The following is a 17,166-nucleotide window of genomic DNA, read 5'->3' on the forward strand; positions in this document are numbered from 1 at the left end:
AGGCCTTATACGGCGTGGACTTAGCGATTATTACGCCTGCGCAACCTCAAATTAACGTCAAAATCAACCCTTGTACTCAAAAGAATCCTTACTAAAATAACTCACCATATAGCGTTCTTTTTATCGACAACCCCCTACATATAGTATTTATCCACAGAGTTAGTCACAACGACTGGCTGTGGATAAATGGGGGGATATTTTTTCTCACGGACAGGTAAAAACCACATGAATCAGAGTCTGCTGGTGACAAAGCGCGACGGTAGCACCGAGCGTATCAATCTCGACAAAATCCATCGCGTACTAGATTGGGCGGCAGAAGGACTGAATAACGTTTCGATTTCCCAGGTAGAGCTGCGTTCGCATATTCAGTTCTATGACGGCATTAAAACCGCCGACATCCACGAGACCATTATTAAGGCCGCAGCGGACCTGATCTCCCGCGATGCGCCGGACTACCAGTACCTGGCCGCGCGACTGGCGATTTTCCACCTGCGCAAGAAAGCGTTTGGCCAGTTTGAACCGCCAGCGCTGTACAACCATGTGGTGAACATGGTCGAAAAAGGTAAATACGATCATCATCTGCTGGAAGACTACACGGAAGAAGAGTTCCAGCAGATGGACGGTTTTATCGACCACTGGCGCGATATGAACTTCTCCTACGCGGCCGTTAAGCAGCTGGAAGGTAAATACCTGGTGCAGAACCGCGTCAGCGGCGAAATCTATGAAAGCGCCCAGTTCCTCTATATTCTGGTTGCGGCTTGCCTGTTCTCTAACTATCCTCGTGAGACCCGTCTGGACTATATCAAGCGTTTCTATGACGCGGTGTCCACCTTTAAAATTTCGCTGCCGACGCCGATCATGTCTGGCGTGCGTACCCCAACTCGTCAGTTCAGCTCCTGCGTGCTGATCGAGTGCGGCGATAGCCTGGATTCGATCAACGCCACCTCCAGCGCGATTGTGAAATACGTTTCCCAGCGCGCCGGTATCGGTATCAACGCCGGCCGCATTCGTGCGCTGGGTAGCCCGATCCGCGGCGGCGAAGCCTTCCACACCGGCTGCATCCCGTTCTATAAGCACTTCCAGACCGCGGTGAAATCCTGTTCGCAGGGCGGCGTTCGCGGTGGCGCGGCCACCCTCTTCTATCCGATGTGGCATCTGGAAGTCGAAAGCCTGCTGGTGTTGAAAAACAACCGCGGCACCGACGCTAACCGCGTTCGTCACATGGACTACGGCGTGCAGATCAACAAGCTGATGTACACCCGCCTGCTGAAAGGCGAGGACATCACCCTGTTCAGCCCGTCCGACGTTCCTGGCCTGTACGATGCGTTCTTCGCCGATCAGGACGAGTTCGAACGTCTGTACACTAAATACGAAAAAGATGACAGTATCCGCAAACAGCGTATTAAAGCCGTTGAGCTGTTCTCGCTGATGATGCAGGAACGCGCCTCTACCGGCCGTATCTATATCCAGAACGTTGACCACTGCAACACCCACAGCCCGTTCGACCCGGTTGTCGCGCCGGTGCGCCAGTCTAACCTGTGCCTGGAAATCGCCCTGCCGACCAAACCGCTGGACGATGTGAACGACGAAAATGGCGAAATCGCGCTGTGCACGCTGTCGGCATTCAACCTTGGCGCCATCGATAGCCTCGATGAGCTGGAGGATCTGGCGGTACTGGCGGTGCGCGCGCTGGATGCGTTGCTGGATTATCAGGATTACCCAATCCCGGCGGCTAAACGTGGCGCGATGGGTCGTCGTACGCTGGGTATCGGCGTTATCAACTTCGCTTACTATCTGGCGAAACATGGCAAGCGCTACTCCGACGGCAGCGCCAACAATCTGACGCACAAAACGTTCGAAGCTATTCAGTACTATCTGCTGAAGGCCTCCAACGAACTGGCTATCGAACAAGGCGCCTGCCCGTGGTTCAATGAAACCACCTACGCGCAGGGTATTCTGCCGATCGATACTTATAAGAAAGACCTGGATGCGATCGTGAGCGAATCTCTGCATTTCGACTGGGAGCAGCTGCGCGAATCCATTAAGACTCACGGCCTGCGTAACTCCACGCTCTCCGCGCTGATGCCGTCTGAGACCTCTTCGCAGATCTCCAACGCCACCAACGGCATCGAACCGCCGCGCGGCCACGTGAGCATCAAAGCGTCGAAAGATGGGATTTTGCGCCAGGTCGTTCCGGATTACGAAAATCTGCAGAACGCCTACGAACTGTTGTGGGAAATGCCGAATAACGACGGCTATCTGCAGCTGGTCGGCATCATGCAGAAGTTTATCGATCAGTCGATTTCCGCCAACACCAACTATGACCCGACGCGTTTCCCGTCCGGAAAAGTGCCGATGCAGCAGTTGCTGAAAGATCTGCTCAACGCCTATAAATTCGGCGTGAAAACGCTGTACTATCACAACACCCGTGATGGCGCGGAAGACGCCCAGGATGACCTGGCCCCGTCAATTCAGGACGACGGCTGCGAAAGCGGCGCATGTAAGATCTAAAGTATTTTTGCCGGGTGGCGCGATGCCTACCCGGCCTACGGTTTTGTAGGCCCGGCAAACGCAGTGTCGCCGGGCGATACAATCTCAACAGGACCCACTCATGGCATACACCACTTTTTCACAGACGAAAAACAATCAACTGCTTGAGCCGATGTTTTTTGGCCAGCCGGTTAACGTGGCCCGCTACGATCAGCAAAAATATGACATCTTTGAAAAGCTGATTGAAAAGCAGCTCTCCTTCTTCTGGCGCCCGGAAGAAGTCGACGTTTCGCGCGATCGCATCGACTATCAGGCGCTGCCGGAACATGAAAAGCATATATTCATCAGCAACCTGAAATATCAGACGCTGCTTGATTCCATTCAGGGCCGTAGCCCGAACGTCGCGCTGCTGCCGCTGATTTCCATCCCCGAACTGGAAACCTGGGTAGAAACCTGGGCCTTTTCCGAGACGATCCACTCGCGCTCCTACACCCACATTATTCGCAACATCGTCAACGACCCGGCGACGGTGTTCGACGATATCGTGACCAATGAGCAGATCCAGAAACGCGCGGAAGGCATCTCTCACTATTACGATTCTTTGATTGAAATGACCAGCTACTGGCATCTGCTGGGCGAAGGCACCCACACCGTCAACGGCAAAACCGTGACCGTGAATCTGCGCGAGCTGAAAAAGAAACTGTATCTGTGCCTGATGAGCGTCAACGCGCTGGAAGCAATCCGCTTCTACGTTAGCTTCGCCTGCTCTTTCGCCTTTGCCGAACGCAAGCTGATGGAAGGCAACGCCAAAATTATTCGCCTGATCGCCCGCGATGAAGCGCTGCACCTGACCGGCACTCAGCATATGCTGAACCTGCTGCGCTCCGGCAGCGACGATCCGGAAATGGCGGAAATCGCCGAAGAGTGCAAACAAGAGTGCTATGACCTGTTCGTGCTGGCGGCGCAGCAGGAAAAAGAGTGGGCGGACTATCTGTTCCGCGACGGCTCGATGATCGGCCTGAACAAAGATATTCTCTGCCAGTACGTCGAGTACATCACCAATATTCGCATGCAGGCGGTGGGCCTCGATCTACCGTTCCAGACCCGCTCCAACCCGATCCCATGGATCAATACCTGGCTGGTTTCCGACAACGTTCAGGTCGCGCCGCAGGAAGTGGAGGTCAGCTCTTATCTCGTCGGCCAGATCGATTCTGAAGTCGATGCCGACGATCTGAGCAACTTCCAGCTGTAATGAAGCGGATTTTCTTGAGGATTTCTGACACTCGCCTTGAGTGTCAGGATGAACATCCTTCCCTGTTGGCCGCGCTTGAATCGCATAACATCGACGTGGAGTATCAGTGCCGCGAAGGCTATTGCGGTTCCTGCCGCACGCGTCTGGTGTCAGGCCAGGTTGACTGGCTGACCGAACCGCTGGCGTTTATCCAGCCGGGAGAGATTTTGCCCTGCTGCTGCCGGGCGAAAGGCGATATTGAGATCGAGATGTAAGTGTTGTCGATGTGTGCGGCCTGATGCCCTCACCCCGGCCCTCTCCCACAGGGAGAGGGGGAAAACATAAAAGGGCCTTACGGCCCTTTTGTTTTATTTCGCGTCCAGGAACTGCACCGCTTTATCCGGGAAATCGGTAAACAAGCCGTCGACGCCCGCCTGGTTATACAGCACGTCATAGAGCTGATTAACGTTAGTGGCGTACTCCGGCAACTGATCCGCGCGCACGGTGTACGGATGCACCTGTAGATGGCTGGCGTGCGCCTCTTTTACCATCGTCGTCAGCTTCACCGCGCCCGGCTTCGAGCCTTCCGCTACCAGCATATGGTAATCCGGGCCGATACCGTCAGCGTACTGCGCAATCTGCGCCATCGCCCCCGGCTTGAACATCCAGTCATAGCTGTAGTTCACCCATTTACCATCGGCCTGTTTCTGCTGCGTTTCATTCCAGTCGGTATAGGCGATGAGCTGCACCAGATTGAGATCCATCCCCATCTTCGGCTCCAGCTCATTCTTAATGCGTTTGAGCTCGTTGGCGTCAAAACATTGCAGATAAACCTTATCCTGCTTGCTGGTGTAGCCATATTCCTTCAGCACTTTCAGCGTGCTGGCGGCAATATCTTTGCCTTCCTGATGGTGGAACCACGGCGCTTTGATTTCCGGGTAGATACCGATATTTTTACCCGTCGAATGGTTTAGCCCCTGTACAAACTCAATCTCTTCTTCAAAGGTATGAATGCGGAAATCGGATTTGCCCATCGGGAAACGCCCAGGATAGGTTTGCACGTTTTTGCCATCTTTCGGCTCAAAACCTTCGGTGAACTTCAGCGACTTAATCTCGGCCAGGGTAAAGTCGATGGCGTAAAAACGGCCGTCTTTACGCGCCCGCTGCGGGAAACGCTGCGCAACGTCAGTCACCCGATCGAGATAGTGGTCATGCAACACCACCAGCCGGTCGTCTTTGGTCATCACCAGGTCTTGCTCAAGGTAATCCGCCCCCTGAGCGTAAGCCATCGCTTTCGCCGGCAGGGTATGTTCCGGCAGATACCCGCTGGCGCCGCGGTGGGCGATGACAATTTTCTCTGCCGCGACGGCGCTGAAGCACAGCGCCGAACTGGCCAAAATCATTCCGCTCATTAACGCGGTGAGTTTCATTTTCATCGCCGCTCCTTAGGCTTGTTTCAGTTGTTGATGATGGCGACGCTCGCCAAGCATGACGATAATCAACAGCAGTACCGCCAGTACGCTACCGCCAATCATCACCATGAAGCCGCCATCCCAGCCGAAGAAATCGACGGTATAGCCAACAATGGCGCTCGCGGCTACGGAACCGCCAAGATAACCGAACAGACCGGTGAAGCCCGCGGCGGTGCCGGCGGCTTTTTTCGGCGCCAGTTCCAGCGCATGCAGACCGATCAGCATCACCGGGCCGTAAATCAGGAAGCCAATGACGATCATACAGGCCATATCGACGCCCGGATTACCCGGCGGGTTCAGCCAGTAAACGATAGTGGCAATCGTCACCAGGGTCATAAAGAACACGCCGGTCGCGCCGCGGTTGCCTTTAAACACTTTGTCCGACATCCAGCCGCACAGCAAAGTACCGGGGATCCCCGCGTACTCATACAGGAAGTAGGCCCAGGAAGATTTATCCAGCGCGAAGTGTTTGACCTCTTTCAGGTAGGTCGGCGACCAGTCCAGAATGCCGTAGCGCAGCAGATAAACGAAGACGTTAGCGATCGCGATGTACCACAGCAGCTTGTTCGGCAGAATGTACTGCATAAAGATCTGCTTCGCCGTCAGCTCTTCTTCGTGCTTTTCGCTATAGTCATCCGGATAGTCGTTTTTATACTCTTCGATCGGCGGCAGACCGCAGGACTGCGGGGTATCGCGCATCATCGCGAAGGCAAAAATCGCCAGCAGGATCGCGCCGAAGGCCGGCATATACAGCGCCGCGTGCCAGTCGTTAAACCACGCCATCCCTAACAGGAACAGCAGCGGCGGAATACCGCCGCCGACGTTATGCGCGCAGTTCCACACTGAGACAATCCCGCCGCGTTCTTTCTGCGACCACCAGTGCACCATGGTACGACCACACGGCGGCCAGCCCATCCCCTGGAACCATCCGCACAGGAACAGTAATACGAACATGATCATGATGCTGGAAGTCGCCCACGGCACGAAGCCCATCACCAGCATCACCAGCGCCGCCAGAATTAACCCTGCCGGCAGGAAAATGCGCGGATTCGAGCGGTCAGAGACCGAGCCCATGATAAATTTCGAAAATCCGTAGGCGATAGAGATACCGGAAAGCGCGAAACCGAGGTCGCCACGAGAGAAGCCCTGCTCAATCAGATAAGGCATCGCCAGCGCAAAGTTCTTACGAACCAGATAGTAAGCGGCATAACCGAAGAAGATGCCAATAAAGATCTGCCAACGTAATCGACGATACAACGGGTCGATTTCCGCCGCCGGCAAACGCGCTTTATGCGCTGCGGGTTTAAAAATACTTAACATATCAGCCTCCGTGGCCATTGCTGTTTCACTGACATCGACGCAAAAAATCTAATTTATTCACGTACTTCTAATTAGGTCGCGATGGTAGGCAAAGCGTAGAACTAATACTGTGAAATATCGCACATTTTGTTACAGATATATGACAAAATTTTCCAATGTGAGCACAAAATCACAGCAAACGCTCGAATTGCGCGCAAATATGCTCGAAATCAAACATTCCACACTATTGATATGGCTAAATGGTGTAAAACGAAAGTAGAGGACCGGAAGATGGCCGAGACGCAAGAATTTGATGCGCTGATTATTGGCGGCGGCGCCACAGGCGCGGGAATCGCCCGCGACTGCGCCCTGCGCGGGTTACGTGTGGCGTTGATTGAGCGGCACGATATCGCCACCGGCGCCACCGGCCGCAACCATGGTCTGTTGCACAGCGGCGCGCGCTATGCCGTCACCGATAGCGAATCCGCGCGCGAATGTATCAGCGAGAATCGCATTTTACGTCGCATCGCCCGCCACTGCATTGAACCCACCAACGGGCTGTTTATCACCCTGCCTGAAGATGACATGGCCTGGCAGCAAACCTTTATCCACGCCTGTCAGCAGGCCGGTATTGATGCTAAACCGCTTACCCCCGCTGAAGCATTGCGTCTGGAACCCGCGGTCAACCCTACGCTGCTTGGCGCCGTACAAGTACCGGACGGCACCGTCGATCCGTTCCGCCTGACGGCAGCCAATATGCTCGACGCCCGCGAACACGGTGCGCAGATCCTTACCGGCTGCGAGGTCACCGGCCTGCTGCTCCAGGGCGATCGCGTGTACGGAGTACAGATCTACGATCATCAACGGCGCGAAGCGCGTAGCATTCGCGCACAGGTCGTCGTCAACGCCGCCGGGATCTGGGGCCAACGCATCGCGGAGTACGCCGATCTGCGCATCTCCATGTTCCCGGCAAAAGGCTCGCTGCTGATCCTCGATCACCGCATTAATAACCAGGTGATTAACCGCTGCCGCAAGCCGGCGGATGCCGATATTCTGGTGCCCGGCGATACCATTTCGTTGATTGGCACCACCTCGACGCATATTCCTTATGACGAAATTGACGATAACCGGGTGACGACGGAAGAGGTCGATACGCTGCTGCGCGAAGGTGAAAAACTGGCGCCGATCATGGGGCGTACCCGGGTGCTACGCGCCTACTCCGGCGTCCGTCCGCTGGTCGCCAGCGATGACGATCCCAGCGGGCGCAGCGTCAGCCGCGGTATTGTGCTGCTCGACCACGCCCCGCGCGACGGTATGGAAGGCTTTATCACCATCACCGGCGGTAAGTTGATGACCTACCGTTTGATGGCGGAATGGGCCAGCGACGCCGTCTGCCGCAAACTCGGCAATGCTGAGCCGTGCCGCACCGCGGAGCGCCCGCTACCGGGTTCGCAGGAAGCCACAGAAACCACGCTGAAAAAGATTATCTCGCTACCGACGCCGCTGCGCGGGTCGGCGGTGTATCGCCACGGCGACCGCACCCCGGCATGGCTTGGCGACAGCCGCCAGCACCGTAGCCTGGTCTGCGAATGTGAAGCGGTCACCGCCGGAGAAGTGCAGTACGCGGTAGAGAATCTGGCGGTGAAGAATTTGCTCGACCTGCGCCGCCGTACCCGGGTCGGTATGGGCACCTGCCAGGGTGAACTGTGCGCCTGCCGCGCCGCCGGGCTGCTACAGCGCTTTAACGTCGCCACCCCGGCGCAGTCGTTAACTCAGCTGTCGGAATTTCTCAATGAGCGCTGGAAGGGCGTTCAGCCCATCGCCTGGGGCGACGCGCTGCGCGAAAGTGAATTTACCCGCTGGGTCTACCTCGGCTTATGCGGACTGCAAAAGGAGCATCAGGATGAAATTTGATTGCGCCATCGTCGGCGGCGGACTGGCCGGGCTGTTGTGCGGGCTGGCGCTGAATCAACACGGCCTACGCTGCGTGATAATCAGCCGTGGGCAAAGCGCGCTGCACTTTTCCTCCGCTTCATTAGACCTGCTCTCGGCGCTGCCGAACGGCGATACCGTCACTGATGTCGCACAAGGTCTTCAGCAACTGGCCGTTCAGCTTCCTGAACACCCCTACTCCCGCCTCGGCGCCGACGCGGTGCTCGAATACGCCAGACAGACCGAAGCGCTGCTGGCTGCCTGCGGCGCGAATATGCAAGGCGAAGCGCGCCGACCGCACCTGCGGGTAACGCCGCTGGGGACGTTGCGACCGGCGTGGCTGTCACCGGAAGAGGTTCCGCTGGCGCCCATCGCGCAGCAACGCGTATGCATGGTGGGGATTAGCGGTTTTGCCGATTTTCAGCCGCATCTGGCCGCCGCCGCCCTCGGACAGAGCGGAGTGGATGCCGCCGCGGCGGAGATTGATTTACCGCTGCTTGATGTGCTGCGCGATAACCCTACGGAGTTCCGTGCCGCCAACATCGCCCGGGTGCTTGATGATGAAAACCTGTGGCCTGCCCTGCAGTCCGCGCTGCTGCCGCTGGCGCAAGAGTACGAGCTGCTGATGATGCCCGCCTGTTTTGGGCTCGCGGATAATCGCCTCTGGCATTGGCTACAAGAACATCTGCCCTGCCCGCTGCGCCTGCTGCCGACGCTGCCGCCTTCGGTGCCGGGGATGCGCCTGCATAGCCAGCTTCAGCGCCAGTTCATCCGCACCGGCGGCACCTGGCTTGCCGGCGACGAGGTGGTGAAAATCAGCCATCAGCAGGGCACCGTCGAGGCCGTCTGGACGCGAAATCACGGCGATATCGCACTGCGTCCGCGCTTTACCGTGTTGGCGAGCGGTAGCTTTTTCAGTAACGGTCTCGTCGCCACCCGTGATAGCGTGCGCGAACCGATTCTCGGCCTCGATCTGCAGCAAACGCTGGCGCGCGATAGCTGGTATCAGCGTGATTTCTTCGCATCACAACCGTGGCAGCGCTTTGGTTTGAAGACTGACCCCATGCTGCGCCCACACCTGCTCGGCCAGCCGCTAACGAATCTTTTCGCTATCGGCTCGCTGCTCGGCGGTTTCGATGCCATTCAACTCGGCTGCGGCGGCGGCGTTTGCGCCGTCACCGCGCTGCATGCCGCCAGACAGATCCACGCCCTTGCAGGAGGCCGGTCATGAACGATACCCGCTTTGAAAGCTGCATAAAATGCACGGTTTGTACCACCGCCTGCCCGGTGAGCCGGGTAAATCCGCGCTATCCCGGCCCGAAACAGGCGGGGCCGGACGGCGAACGTCTGCGTCTGAAAGATGGCGCGCTGTACGACGATGCGCTGAAATATTGTATTAATTGCAAACGCTGCGAGGTGGCCTGTCCGTCTGATGTGAAAATCGGCGATATCATTCAACGTGCGCGTGCGCAGTACAGCCAGCAAACACCAACCCTGCGCGATGCCATCCTCAGCCATACCGATCTGATGGGCACCCTTTCCACGCCTTTTGCGCCGCTGGTCAACGCCACAACGGGGTTAAAACCGGTGCGCCGCCTGCTCGACGCGGCGCTCAAAATCGACCATCGCCGCACGCTGCCGAAATATGGCTTCGGCACCTTTCGCCGCGCTTACCGCCAGCTCGCCGCCGCACAGGCGCAGTACAGCGAGCAGGTGGCTTTCTTCCATGGCTGCTACGTCAACTATAACCACCCGCAATTGGGTAAGGATCTGATTCGCGTCGTCAACGCGCTGGGTACCGGCGTGCAGCTCTTATCAAAAGAAAAATGCTGCGGCGTCCCGCTTATCGCCAACGGCTTTTTTGACAAAGCGCGCAAGCAAGCGCACATCAACGTCGCCGCCATGCGCGAAAACAGCTTGCCGATCATCGCCACCTCTTCAACCTGTACTTTTACCCTGCGCGATGAATATCCCCATCTCCTGGATATCGATAACAGCGATCTGCGGGATCGGGTGGAGTTAGCGACCCGCTGGATTTGGAAACAGCTCGATGCCGGCAAAACCCTTCCATTGCGCCCGCTGCCGCTGAAGGTGGTCTATCACACCCCATGTCATATGGAAAAAATGGGCTGGTCGCTATACACCCTTGAGCTTCTGCGCCAAATCCCGGGCCTACAGCTGGAAGTACTGGATTCGCAGTGCTGCGGTATCGCCGGCACCTTCGGTTTTAAGTCGGAAAACTATTCGTCGGCGCAGGCGATTGGCGCGCCATTATTTCGCCAGATTGAGGAGAGCGGCGCGGACGTAGTGATTACCGATTGCGAAACCTGCAAATGGCAGATTGAGATGTCCACCAGCAAGCGCTGCGAACATCCCATTACTCTGCTGGCGCAGGCGCTGAGCGCGCCTGCCTGAATCAGTCGATAAACAGCGTCTCGACGACGTTGATCCAACCATGCTCGCCGCTGACCGGCTTACCGTCGAGCCAGCGGCGCAGCATATTCAGCGCCATCATGGCGCAGACTTCTTGCCGCACCGACAGCCCGTGGCGATTCACGCTGAACTTGACCCGCAGCGCGTGCGTACCTTCCGGTGTCGCCAGCACAAAGTTCAGGTAATCGGCCTCCTGACCGCTGACTGACAACGCCAGCCCGGCAAAATGGTTAACGCGCCGCTCGGCGGCCCAGCGCGCCGATTGCGCTAAGGTCTCCTCCTGCGCCGGCACCACTTCGCTGGCGAGAAGCGGCGCGTTCGCCCGCCTCAGCTGCAGCGCCAGCAGGCCACTGGTAAACTGTTCGCTCAAGGTCAGGCTAAGCTGACGCTCCTGCAGGCAGCGCGCGATCTGCGCCGGTAACCCTTCCGTGCCCTCAAAGATAAGGCTCTCTCCGGCTACCTTACGCACTTCTGGCCACAGCGCCAGCATTGCATCGCGCTGTTCGGCAGGACCGGTTAGTTTTAGCTCGATAATCGGCATTGACGAGCGATAGCCCATCACCACACCAGGGGGGAGCTGCAGGTGATTAAGGCTCTGCGCCAGCTCGCTTTCTGAACGTCCAAAAGTAGTTAAACGCAGACAGACAGGCGACGACGGAAGCGTGAAGCGCGCACGTAAACGCGGTACGATCTCCTGCTCGACCATAACTTTAAATTCAGACGGCACGCCGGGGGTGAAAAACATCAGGCAGCGGTTGAGCTGTACGGCGAACCCGCAGGCGGTCCCTACCGGATTATTGATCATTTCGGCGCTGGCGGGGATTTCCGCCTGCTTGCGATTGCTTTCCGCCATTGGCCGACCGCGCTCGGCAAAGAATCGCGTCATCGTCTCCAGCCATTCAGCGTTGAGGACCAACCCTTCGCCTTTCGCCGTCGCCGCCGCCAGCGCGCTAAGATCGTCGCTGGTCGGCCCCAGGCCGCCATTCACGATCAGCACATCCGCCTGTTCGCTGCGTTCGCGCAAAATAGCCACCAGCGCGTCGAGGTCATCGCCGACGGTATTGCGGCGCGTTAACGGTAAACCCTGATTAAAAAAGTAATCCGCCAGCCAGGCGGCATTGGTATCGACAATCTGCCCATGCAGCACTTCATCGCCGGTGGACAGCATTTCCACTTGTAGCATTATGAACTCCAGCCTGATAAGTCGAATTACTATAGCGCAAAGGCGCGGGCTGGCGACGAAGAAATTTGGCGCGGCGGAAGGCCGCGCCGGAGGATTAGAAGCTGGCGCTGGCGCCGATGTACGGACCGTCGGCGATGGTGTTATCACGGTTGCCGTCTTTGCCCGCCAGGTTCAGGTAGCGATAACCTGCCTGGATGCTAAGCGGACGCATGATGGTCCAGCTGGCGCCGACGTTCGCTTCTTCATAGCTATCGATGCCGCTGGAGAGTGAATCAGGCGAGTAGTAATAGTCGCCGTACAGACGGAAGCTATCGCCGATTTTCCACTGCAGGCCGCCGCCGACCGCTGCCGCGTAACCTTCATCGCCCTGCTTCGGATTAGTGTAAATGCCTTTGCCGCCCACGGTCGCCAGGAATGGTCCCAGCGGAATATTCAGACCCAGACCTAAGCCCGCGGCGTCGCCGTCGTTATCGCTATGCAACCAGTTGCCGGAAATAGCCAGGCCGGTGGATTCGGTTCCGAAGCCAACGCCGAGGTTGGTATAGTGCTCGCCGGCTTCGCCGGTAACGCTAATAGCATGGGCCGCCGAGGAAACCATCATTACCCCGGCCAGGGCCATAAAAATGCTCTTTTTCATTATTTACTCTATCCAGAAAAGAAGAATCAAAGAAGTCCCGAAAAAACCTGAAAATTCTACTGCGCACCTGTCAGGAATCAATGACCTGGCGAAATGATTTTTCACAAGAGTGTAACCAGTTGCGTCTTTTTACAGCAATCCCGCCGCGCATTTGCGAAAGAAAGTAAATTCCACCGAATTCAAATTCAGCGGAATTATATTTAATTAAGTTGCATTGATTAAATAAATCTATATTAACCTGCGCAAACGGCGTCGCGCAGGCCGTTTGAAGGATGCAGAAAAATTAATGGGCGAGCAGCGCCAGACTCTCCGGCGCAAGCCCCGTCAGCTTCGCCACCAGCGCCGTATTTCCCTTGCGGTTTGCCGAGGCGCCTCGCAAACTGTTTCCTCGATACCTGGCCCGACTCACTGCGAAGGAGAAAAATCATGCGTCAAAGGACGATTGTTTGCCCGCTAATCCAAAATGATGGCCATTACCTGTTGTGCAAGATGGCTGCCGACCGCGGGGTTTTTCCCGGACAGTGGGCGCTGTCCGGCGGCGGCGTGGAGCCGGGGGAAACTATTGAAGAGGCGCTGCGACGTGAAGTCCGCGAGGAGCTTGGCGAAAAATTACAGTTGACCCGCATCACGCCATGGAGCTTCCGCGATGATACCCGCGTGAAAACCTATGCCGATGGTCGCCAGGAAGAGATCTACATGATCTATTTGATTTTCGATTGCATAAGCGCCAACCGCGAGGTCACGATCAACGAGGAATTCGACGATTACGCCTGGGTGAAGGGCGAAGACCTGCAACATTACGATCTTAATGCCGCGACCCGCCTCACCCTCAGCCAGAAAGGGCTGCTTTAAACCACGGTCAACAGACGCAGCGTCACCTTCAATCCCCCCAGGCTTTCGCTGCGCGACAGCTGCGGGCGGCTACGATGTAGACGCGCAATATCGTTTACCAGCGCCAGGCCCAGCCCGGCGCCGGGTATGCCGCCGACGTTATCGAGCCGGCGAAACGGCGTCAGCGCCTGGTTAATCAGGTTTTCATCAATGCCCGGGCCGCTATCCTCCACGCTCAGCGTGACGGCTTCGCCATCGCGATGCAGGCTCAGCGTCACCGTCCCGCGTGCCGGAGTGTAGCGAATCGCATTGTCGAGCAGGTTGGCGCACAGTTCCCCCAACAAAACGCCATCCCCCAAAACGTTCACCGGCGACTGTTCGCCCTCATAACCCAGATCGATGTTTTTACTACGCGCCTGGGCAATACGCGAAAAACAGCTATGGTGCACGACCTCCTGCAGATCGACCGCGACAAACGCCTGCTCGCCCTGCTCCCGGCGTTTCACCGTCGCCAGTTGCAACAAACGTTCGGTGAGTAAAATCGTATCATCCAGCGTCGCGCGCATGGCCTGCAAACTCTCGCGCCACAGCTGCGGATCGTCGCTGGCCAGCGCCACCGAGGCCTGGGTTTTCAGGACCGCCAGCGGCGTTTTTAACTGATGGGAGGCATCGGCGCTAAAGCGCTCTTGCCGGGAGATCATCACCCGCAGACGGTCAATATAGCGGTTAAAAGCCACGATCAGCAGCCGCGTTTCCGACCACGGCAGCAATTCCGGTAGCGGCGTCAGCAGGCCGGGTTCGCGGCGCACCATCAGCGCCGAGAGCTGACGCATTGGCCGCAGAACGCGGCGCAGTAGCCACCCCGCCAGTACCAACGTCAACAGCACTAATAAGCCCTGTGACACCCAGGATGAAAACAGCAGTTGTCCGGCCAGCCAGCGCCGCGACTGCAGCGTTTCGGCAATATAAATCTCCGCCATTCCGACGATGCCGCCTTCGTTGACCGGCTGCAGCAGGCGCGCTACGCGGATGGCCTGGCCGCGGTATTCGGTATGATAAAACCATGCCAGCGCCGGATAGAGCTGGGTTCGTGACGTGGCCGGCGGCATCGCCGGCAGATCGTCAAAACCGGAGATCACTTTCCCCTGCGGGTCGACCACCTTGTAATACAGCCGGTCGTTCATGTTGAGTTCAAAGCTGTCCAGCACCACCCAGGGCACATTGACCTCCAGATGGCCGCCGCGCACTACCAGCCGCTCCGCCACGGTGCGCGCCGAGGAGAGCAGCGTACGATCGTAGGCCTGCGTCGCCGCCTGCAGCGCGCTCACGTAGCTATTGAATGCCGATAGCCCCCACAACAGCGCCAGCGGCAGGCCGAGGAACAGCAGCAGTTGGGCATACAGCGACTGCGGTTTACCCCATTTCATGCGGCTCACACTCCAGCAGATAACCCAGCCCGCGTAGCGTAGTGATACGCACGTTACTCTGCTGGAGTTTCTTGCGCAGGCGGTGAATATAAAGTTCGATGCTTTCCGGACTGACGTCGTCGCTGAGGCTAAACACCTGTTCAAATAGCTGCTGGCGGGAAACCGGACGGGTACGGCGAAACATCAGCACTTTCAACAGCGCCAGCTCGCGCGGCGTCAGGGACAACATCTCACCACGCAGCAGAAAATAGCCTTCATCGCGATATTCCAGCTCGCCAAGCTGCTGTACCTCATGCACCTGCCCTTCGCTGCGTCGCAGCAGCGCCCGCAGCCGGGCGTCGAGCTCCTCCAGCTCAAAAGGTTTGGGTAGGTAATCGTCGGCGCCGACGTTCAGCCCTTTCACCCGATCCGCTACCGCGCTGCGCGCGGTCAACAGCAGCACCGGCAGCGTTTGTCCACGCTTACGCAACCGCTGTACCACCTCGAGACCATCTAAGCCCGGCATACCGATATCCAGCACCGCCAGCGCATATTTTTCGCTTTGCAGCAGGTGATCCGCCGCCCGGCCATCAAAAACGCAATCCACGGCAAAACCGCCCTGCACCAGCGCTTTTTCCAGCCAGTGAGCCAGCTCACGGTTATCCTCGGCTAATAAGAGACGCATATCACATCCTGTAAAGTTGCTGCCGCATTGAAAGGGAAATGAAAGGTAACTGTTTTAACAATCACGCAACCGAATCGCCACATGTCGGTTCACATAATCAGAAAAACATTCCCTGTACCTACTGAGGAAGCCTATGAAAACGCCATTTTTCCGCCATCTTAGCGCCATCGCGCTGTGCCTCTGTACAACCACCGCTTTCGCGGCGCAAGCCCCGTCCCGCACCGAATGTATCGCCCCCGCCAAACCCGGCGGCGGCTTCGACCTTACCTGTAAGCTAATTCAGGTGAGCCTGATGGAAACCGGTGCGATCGAAAAACCGATGCGCGTCACCTATATGCCCGGCGGCGTCGGCGCGGTGGCCTATAACGCCATCGTCGCCCAGCGCCCGGCGGAAGCCGGAACCGTGGTCGCTTTTTCCGGCGGCTCGCTGCTGAATTTGTCGCAGGGGAAATTCGGCCGCTACGGCGTTGATGACGTACGCTGGCTGGCCAGCGTCGGTACCGACTACGGCATGATTGCCGTGCGCGCCGATTCGCCATGGAAAGACCTGAAGTCATTCATGAGCGCAATGGAGAAAAATCCCGCCACTATCGTCATTGGCGCCGGGGCCTCCATCGGCAGCCAGGACTGGATGAAAGCGGCGCTGCTGGCGCAAAAAGCCAACGTTGACCCGCACAAGATGCGCTACGTCGCCTTTGAGGGCGGCGGCGAGCCGGTAACCGCCCTGCTCGGCAACCATGTGCAGGCGGTCTCCGGCGATCTGAGTGAAATGGTGCCGTACCTGCAGGGAAATAAGATCCGCGTCCTGGCGGTCTTCTCCAACGAACGTCTGCCGGGCGCGCTGGCTGATGTTCCTACCGCTAAAGAGCAGGGCTATGACCTGGTCTGGCCGATTATTCGCGGCTTCTTTATGGGCCCGAAAGTAAGCGATGCCGACTACCAGTGGTGGGTTGATGAATTCACTAAACTGCAGCAAACCGATGAGTTCAAAAAGCAACGTGAACTGCGCGGCCTGTTTGAATTCAACATGAACGGCAAGGAACTCGATACCTATGTAAAACAGCAGGTCAGCGATTATCGCGAACAGGCGAAAGCCTTTGGCCTGGCTAAATAATCCGCGGAGGCGCTAATGAGCGATCGTATCTTTGCCGGAGTCTGGCTGTTGTTATGCATTGGCGGCCTGTTTATCGCCTGGCAGATCCACAGCGAATACTCGTATGAACCCGTCGGCCCGCGTCCTTTCCCGTTGGGCATTATCGGCCTGATGCTACTGTGTTCAGCGCTGATGCTGCTGCGTCGCCCGGACGCCATCGAGTGGCCGGGACGACATGTCCTGCAACGGCTGTTAACCATGGTCGTGGTGCTGGTGGTCTATGCCTGGGGATTTGAATGGCTGGGCTTTCCGCTGGCGACCGCGCTGCTGACGGCGGTGATCGGCCTGCTATTCGGCGCCACGCTACCGGCGGCAGGCATTGCCGGCGTGGTGATGGGCGTCTCGTTATGGTACGCCTTCGATACCTTACTTGATGTGACTCTGCCGCTTGGCGTCTGGTTAAATTAACGGAGA

The 17,166-nt window shown here is 57.5% G+C and carries 15 protein-coding genes; 9 read left to right on the forward strand and 6 right to left on the reverse strand.

Annotated elements, in window-relative coordinates; all coding sequences use genetic code 11:
• Positions 1-225: 225 nt before the first annotated feature.
• From nrdA to yfaE, 3 genes are all read left to right on the forward strand, one after another.
• Complete coding sequence (nrdA, locus tag EAE_RS24445) at positions 226-2,511, forward strand: class 1a ribonucleoside-diphosphate reductase subunit alpha (protein WP_015706145.1); 2,286 nt, start codon at positions 226-228, stop codon at positions 2,509-2,511.
• Between the two features lie 100 nt (positions 2,512-2,611).
• Complete coding sequence (nrdB, locus tag EAE_RS24450; RefSeq protein WP_015365618.1) at positions 2,612-3,742, forward strand: class Ia ribonucleoside-diphosphate reductase subunit beta; 1,131 nt, start codon at positions 2,612-2,614, stop codon at positions 3,740-3,742.
• Positions 3,742-3,996 (forward strand): class I ribonucleotide reductase maintenance protein YfaE, encoded by a 255-nt coding sequence (gene yfaE / locus EAE_RS24455; RefSeq protein WP_015365617.1) that lies wholly within the window; start codon positions 3,742-3,744, stop codon positions 3,994-3,996. Before nrdB ends, yfaE begins: the two co-directional genes overlap by 1 nt.
• A gap of 93 nt (positions 3,997-4,089) precedes the next feature.
• On the opposite strand, the gene glpQ is transcribed toward yfaE, so the two are convergent.
• Positions 4,090-5,157: a glycerophosphodiester phosphodiesterase gene (glpQ, locus tag EAE_RS24460; protein ID WP_015706146.1), complete on the reverse strand. Its 1,068-nt coding sequence runs from the start codon at positions 5,155-5,157 to the stop codon at positions 4,090-4,092.
• A gap of 9 nt (positions 5,158-5,166) precedes the next feature.
• Positions 5,167-6,513, reverse strand: a complete 1,347-nt coding sequence (gene glpT / locus EAE_RS24465; protein ID WP_015365615.1) for a glycerol-3-phosphate transporter — start codon at positions 6,511-6,513, stop codon at positions 5,167-5,169.
• Positions 6,514-6,783: 270 nt separating this feature from the next.
• Between glpT and glpA the strand changes: the two genes are divergently transcribed.
• The 3 genes from glpA to glpC are packed head-to-tail and all read left to right on the forward strand — an operon-like array spanning position 6,784 to position 10,839.
• Positions 6,784-8,406, forward strand: a complete 1,623-nt coding sequence (gene glpA / locus EAE_RS24470) for an anaerobic glycerol-3-phosphate dehydrogenase subunit A (RefSeq protein ID WP_015706147.1) — start codon at positions 6,784-6,786, stop codon at positions 8,404-8,406.
• Positions 8,396-9,655 (forward strand): glycerol-3-phosphate dehydrogenase subunit GlpB, encoded by a 1,260-nt coding sequence (glpB, locus tag EAE_RS24475; RefSeq protein ID WP_015706148.1) that lies wholly within the window; start codon positions 8,396-8,398, stop codon positions 9,653-9,655. Before glpA ends, glpB begins: the two co-directional genes overlap by 11 nt.
• The gene (gene glpC, locus EAE_RS24480; protein ID WP_015706149.1) at positions 9,652-10,839 is read left to right on the forward strand and encodes an anaerobic glycerol-3-phosphate dehydrogenase subunit GlpC; all 1,188 of its coding nucleotides are present in this window, start codon (positions 9,652-9,654) and stop codon (positions 10,837-10,839) included. The genes glpB and glpC overlap by 4 nt, the downstream gene beginning before the upstream one ends.
• A 1-nt stretch (position 10,840) precedes the next feature.
• Here the strand turns inward: glpC and EAE_RS24485 are convergent, their stop codons facing one another.
• Together EAE_RS24485 and EAE_RS24490 are read right to left on the reverse strand one after the other, a co-directional pair.
• On the reverse strand, positions 10,841-12,040 hold the full coding sequence (locus tag EAE_RS24485) for a nicotinamide mononucleotide deamidase-related protein YfaY (RefSeq protein WP_015706150.1): 1,200 nt from the start codon (positions 12,038-12,040) through the stop codon (positions 10,841-10,843).
• Between the two features lie 94 nt (positions 12,041-12,134).
• Positions 12,135-12,677 carry a YfaZ family outer membrane protein gene (locus tag EAE_RS24490; RefSeq protein WP_015365610.1) on the reverse strand — a complete coding sequence of 181 codons (543 nt, stop codon included), beginning with the start codon at positions 12,675-12,677 and terminating at the stop codon, positions 12,135-12,137.
• A 426-nt stretch (positions 12,678-13,103) separates the two neighbouring features.
• On the opposite strand from EAE_RS24490, the gene nudI reads away from it, so the two are divergent.
• The gene (nudI, locus tag EAE_RS24495) at positions 13,104-13,529 is read left to right on the forward strand and encodes a nucleoside triphosphatase NudI (protein ID WP_015365608.1); all 426 of its coding nucleotides are present in this window, start codon (positions 13,104-13,106) and stop codon (positions 13,527-13,529) included.
• Here nudI and EAE_RS24500 read toward each other — a convergent pair.
• On the reverse strand, positions 13,526-14,935 hold the full coding sequence (locus EAE_RS24500; protein ID WP_015365607.1) for a sensor histidine kinase: 1,410 nt from the start codon (positions 14,933-14,935) through the stop codon (positions 13,526-13,528). The two genes, nudI and EAE_RS24500, sit on opposite strands and share 4 nt — an antisense overlap.
• Complete coding sequence (tctD, locus tag EAE_RS24505) at positions 14,922-15,599, reverse strand: transcriptional regulator TctD (RefSeq protein ID WP_015706151.1); 678 nt, start codon at positions 15,597-15,599, stop codon at positions 14,922-14,924. The genes EAE_RS24500 and tctD overlap by 14 nt, the downstream gene beginning before the upstream one ends.
• A gap of 133 nt (positions 15,600-15,732) precedes the next feature.
• Here tctD and EAE_RS24510 point away from each other — a divergent pair, with 133 nt between their 5' ends.
• Both EAE_RS24510 and EAE_RS24515 read left to right on the forward strand, forming a co-directional pair.
• A complete protein-coding gene (locus tag EAE_RS24510) occupies positions 15,733-16,713 on the forward strand; it encodes a Bug family tripartite tricarboxylate transporter substrate binding protein (RefSeq protein ID WP_015365605.1) in 981 nt (326 codons plus the stop codon).
• Between the two features lie 15 nt (positions 16,714-16,728).
• Positions 16,729-17,160 (forward strand): tripartite tricarboxylate transporter TctB family protein, encoded by a 432-nt coding sequence (locus EAE_RS24515; RefSeq protein WP_015365604.1) that lies wholly within the window; start codon positions 16,729-16,731, stop codon positions 17,158-17,160.
• Positions 17,161-17,166: the final 6 nt, after the last annotated feature.

The organism is Klebsiella aerogenes KCTC 2190 (assembly GCF_000215745.1).
GTDB lineage: Bacteria > Pseudomonadota > Gammaproteobacteria > Enterobacterales > Enterobacteriaceae > Klebsiella > Klebsiella aerogenes.

What these genes read in the sequence shown, in the direction of transcription:
- glpB (WP_015706148.1), top strand. Translation starts at nt 8,396, where the DNA reads ATGAAATTTGATTGCGCCATCGTCGGCGGCGGACTGGCCGGGCTGTTG.
- glpQ (WP_015706146.1), bottom strand. Translation starts at nt 5,157, where the DNA reads ATGAAAATGAAACTCACCGCGTTAATGAGCGGAATGATTTTGGCCAGT.
- EAE_RS24485 (WP_015706150.1), bottom strand. Translation starts at nt 12,040, where the DNA reads ATGCTACAAGTGGAAATGCTGTCCACCGGCGATGAAGTGCTGCATGGG.
- EAE_RS24510 (WP_015365605.1), top strand. Translation starts at nt 15,733, where the DNA reads ATGAAAACGCCATTTTTCCGCCATCTTAGCGCCATCGCGCTGTGCCTC.
- glpA (WP_015706147.1), top strand. Translation starts at nt 6,784, where the DNA reads ATGGCCGAGACGCAAGAATTTGATGCGCTGATTATTGGCGGCGGCGCC.
- tctD (WP_015706151.1), bottom strand. Translation starts at nt 15,599, where the DNA reads ATGCGTCTCTTATTAGCCGAGGATAACCGTGAGCTGGCTCACTGGCTG.
- glpC (WP_015706149.1), top strand. Translation starts at nt 9,652, where the DNA reads ATGAACGATACCCGCTTTGAAAGCTGCATAAAATGCACGGTTTGTACC.
- nrdB (WP_015365618.1), top strand. Translation starts at nt 2,612, where the DNA reads ATGGCATACACCACTTTTTCACAGACGAAAAACAATCAACTGCTTGAG.
- EAE_RS24500 (WP_015365607.1), bottom strand. Translation starts at nt 14,935, where the DNA reads ATGAAATGGGGTAAACCGCAGTCGCTGTATGCCCAACTGCTGCTGTTC.
- EAE_RS24515 (WP_015365604.1), top strand. Translation starts at nt 16,729, where the DNA reads ATGAGCGATCGTATCTTTGCCGGAGTCTGGCTGTTGTTATGCATTGGC.
- EAE_RS24490 (WP_015365610.1), bottom strand. Translation starts at nt 12,677, where the DNA reads ATGAAAAAGAGCATTTTTATGGCCCTGGCCGGGGTAATGATGGTTTCC.
- nrdA (WP_015706145.1), top strand. Translation starts at nt 226, where the DNA reads ATGAATCAGAGTCTGCTGGTGACAAAGCGCGACGGTAGCACCGAGCGT.
- glpT (WP_015365615.1), bottom strand. Translation starts at nt 6,513, where the DNA reads ATGTTAAGTATTTTTAAACCCGCAGCGCATAAAGCGCGTTTGCCGGCG.
- nudI (WP_015365608.1), top strand. Translation starts at nt 13,104, where the DNA reads ATGCGTCAAAGGACGATTGTTTGCCCGCTAATCCAAAATGATGGCCAT.
- yfaE (WP_015365617.1), top strand. Translation starts at nt 3,742, where the DNA reads ATGAAGCGGATTTTCTTGAGGATTTCTGACACTCGCCTTGAGTGTCAG.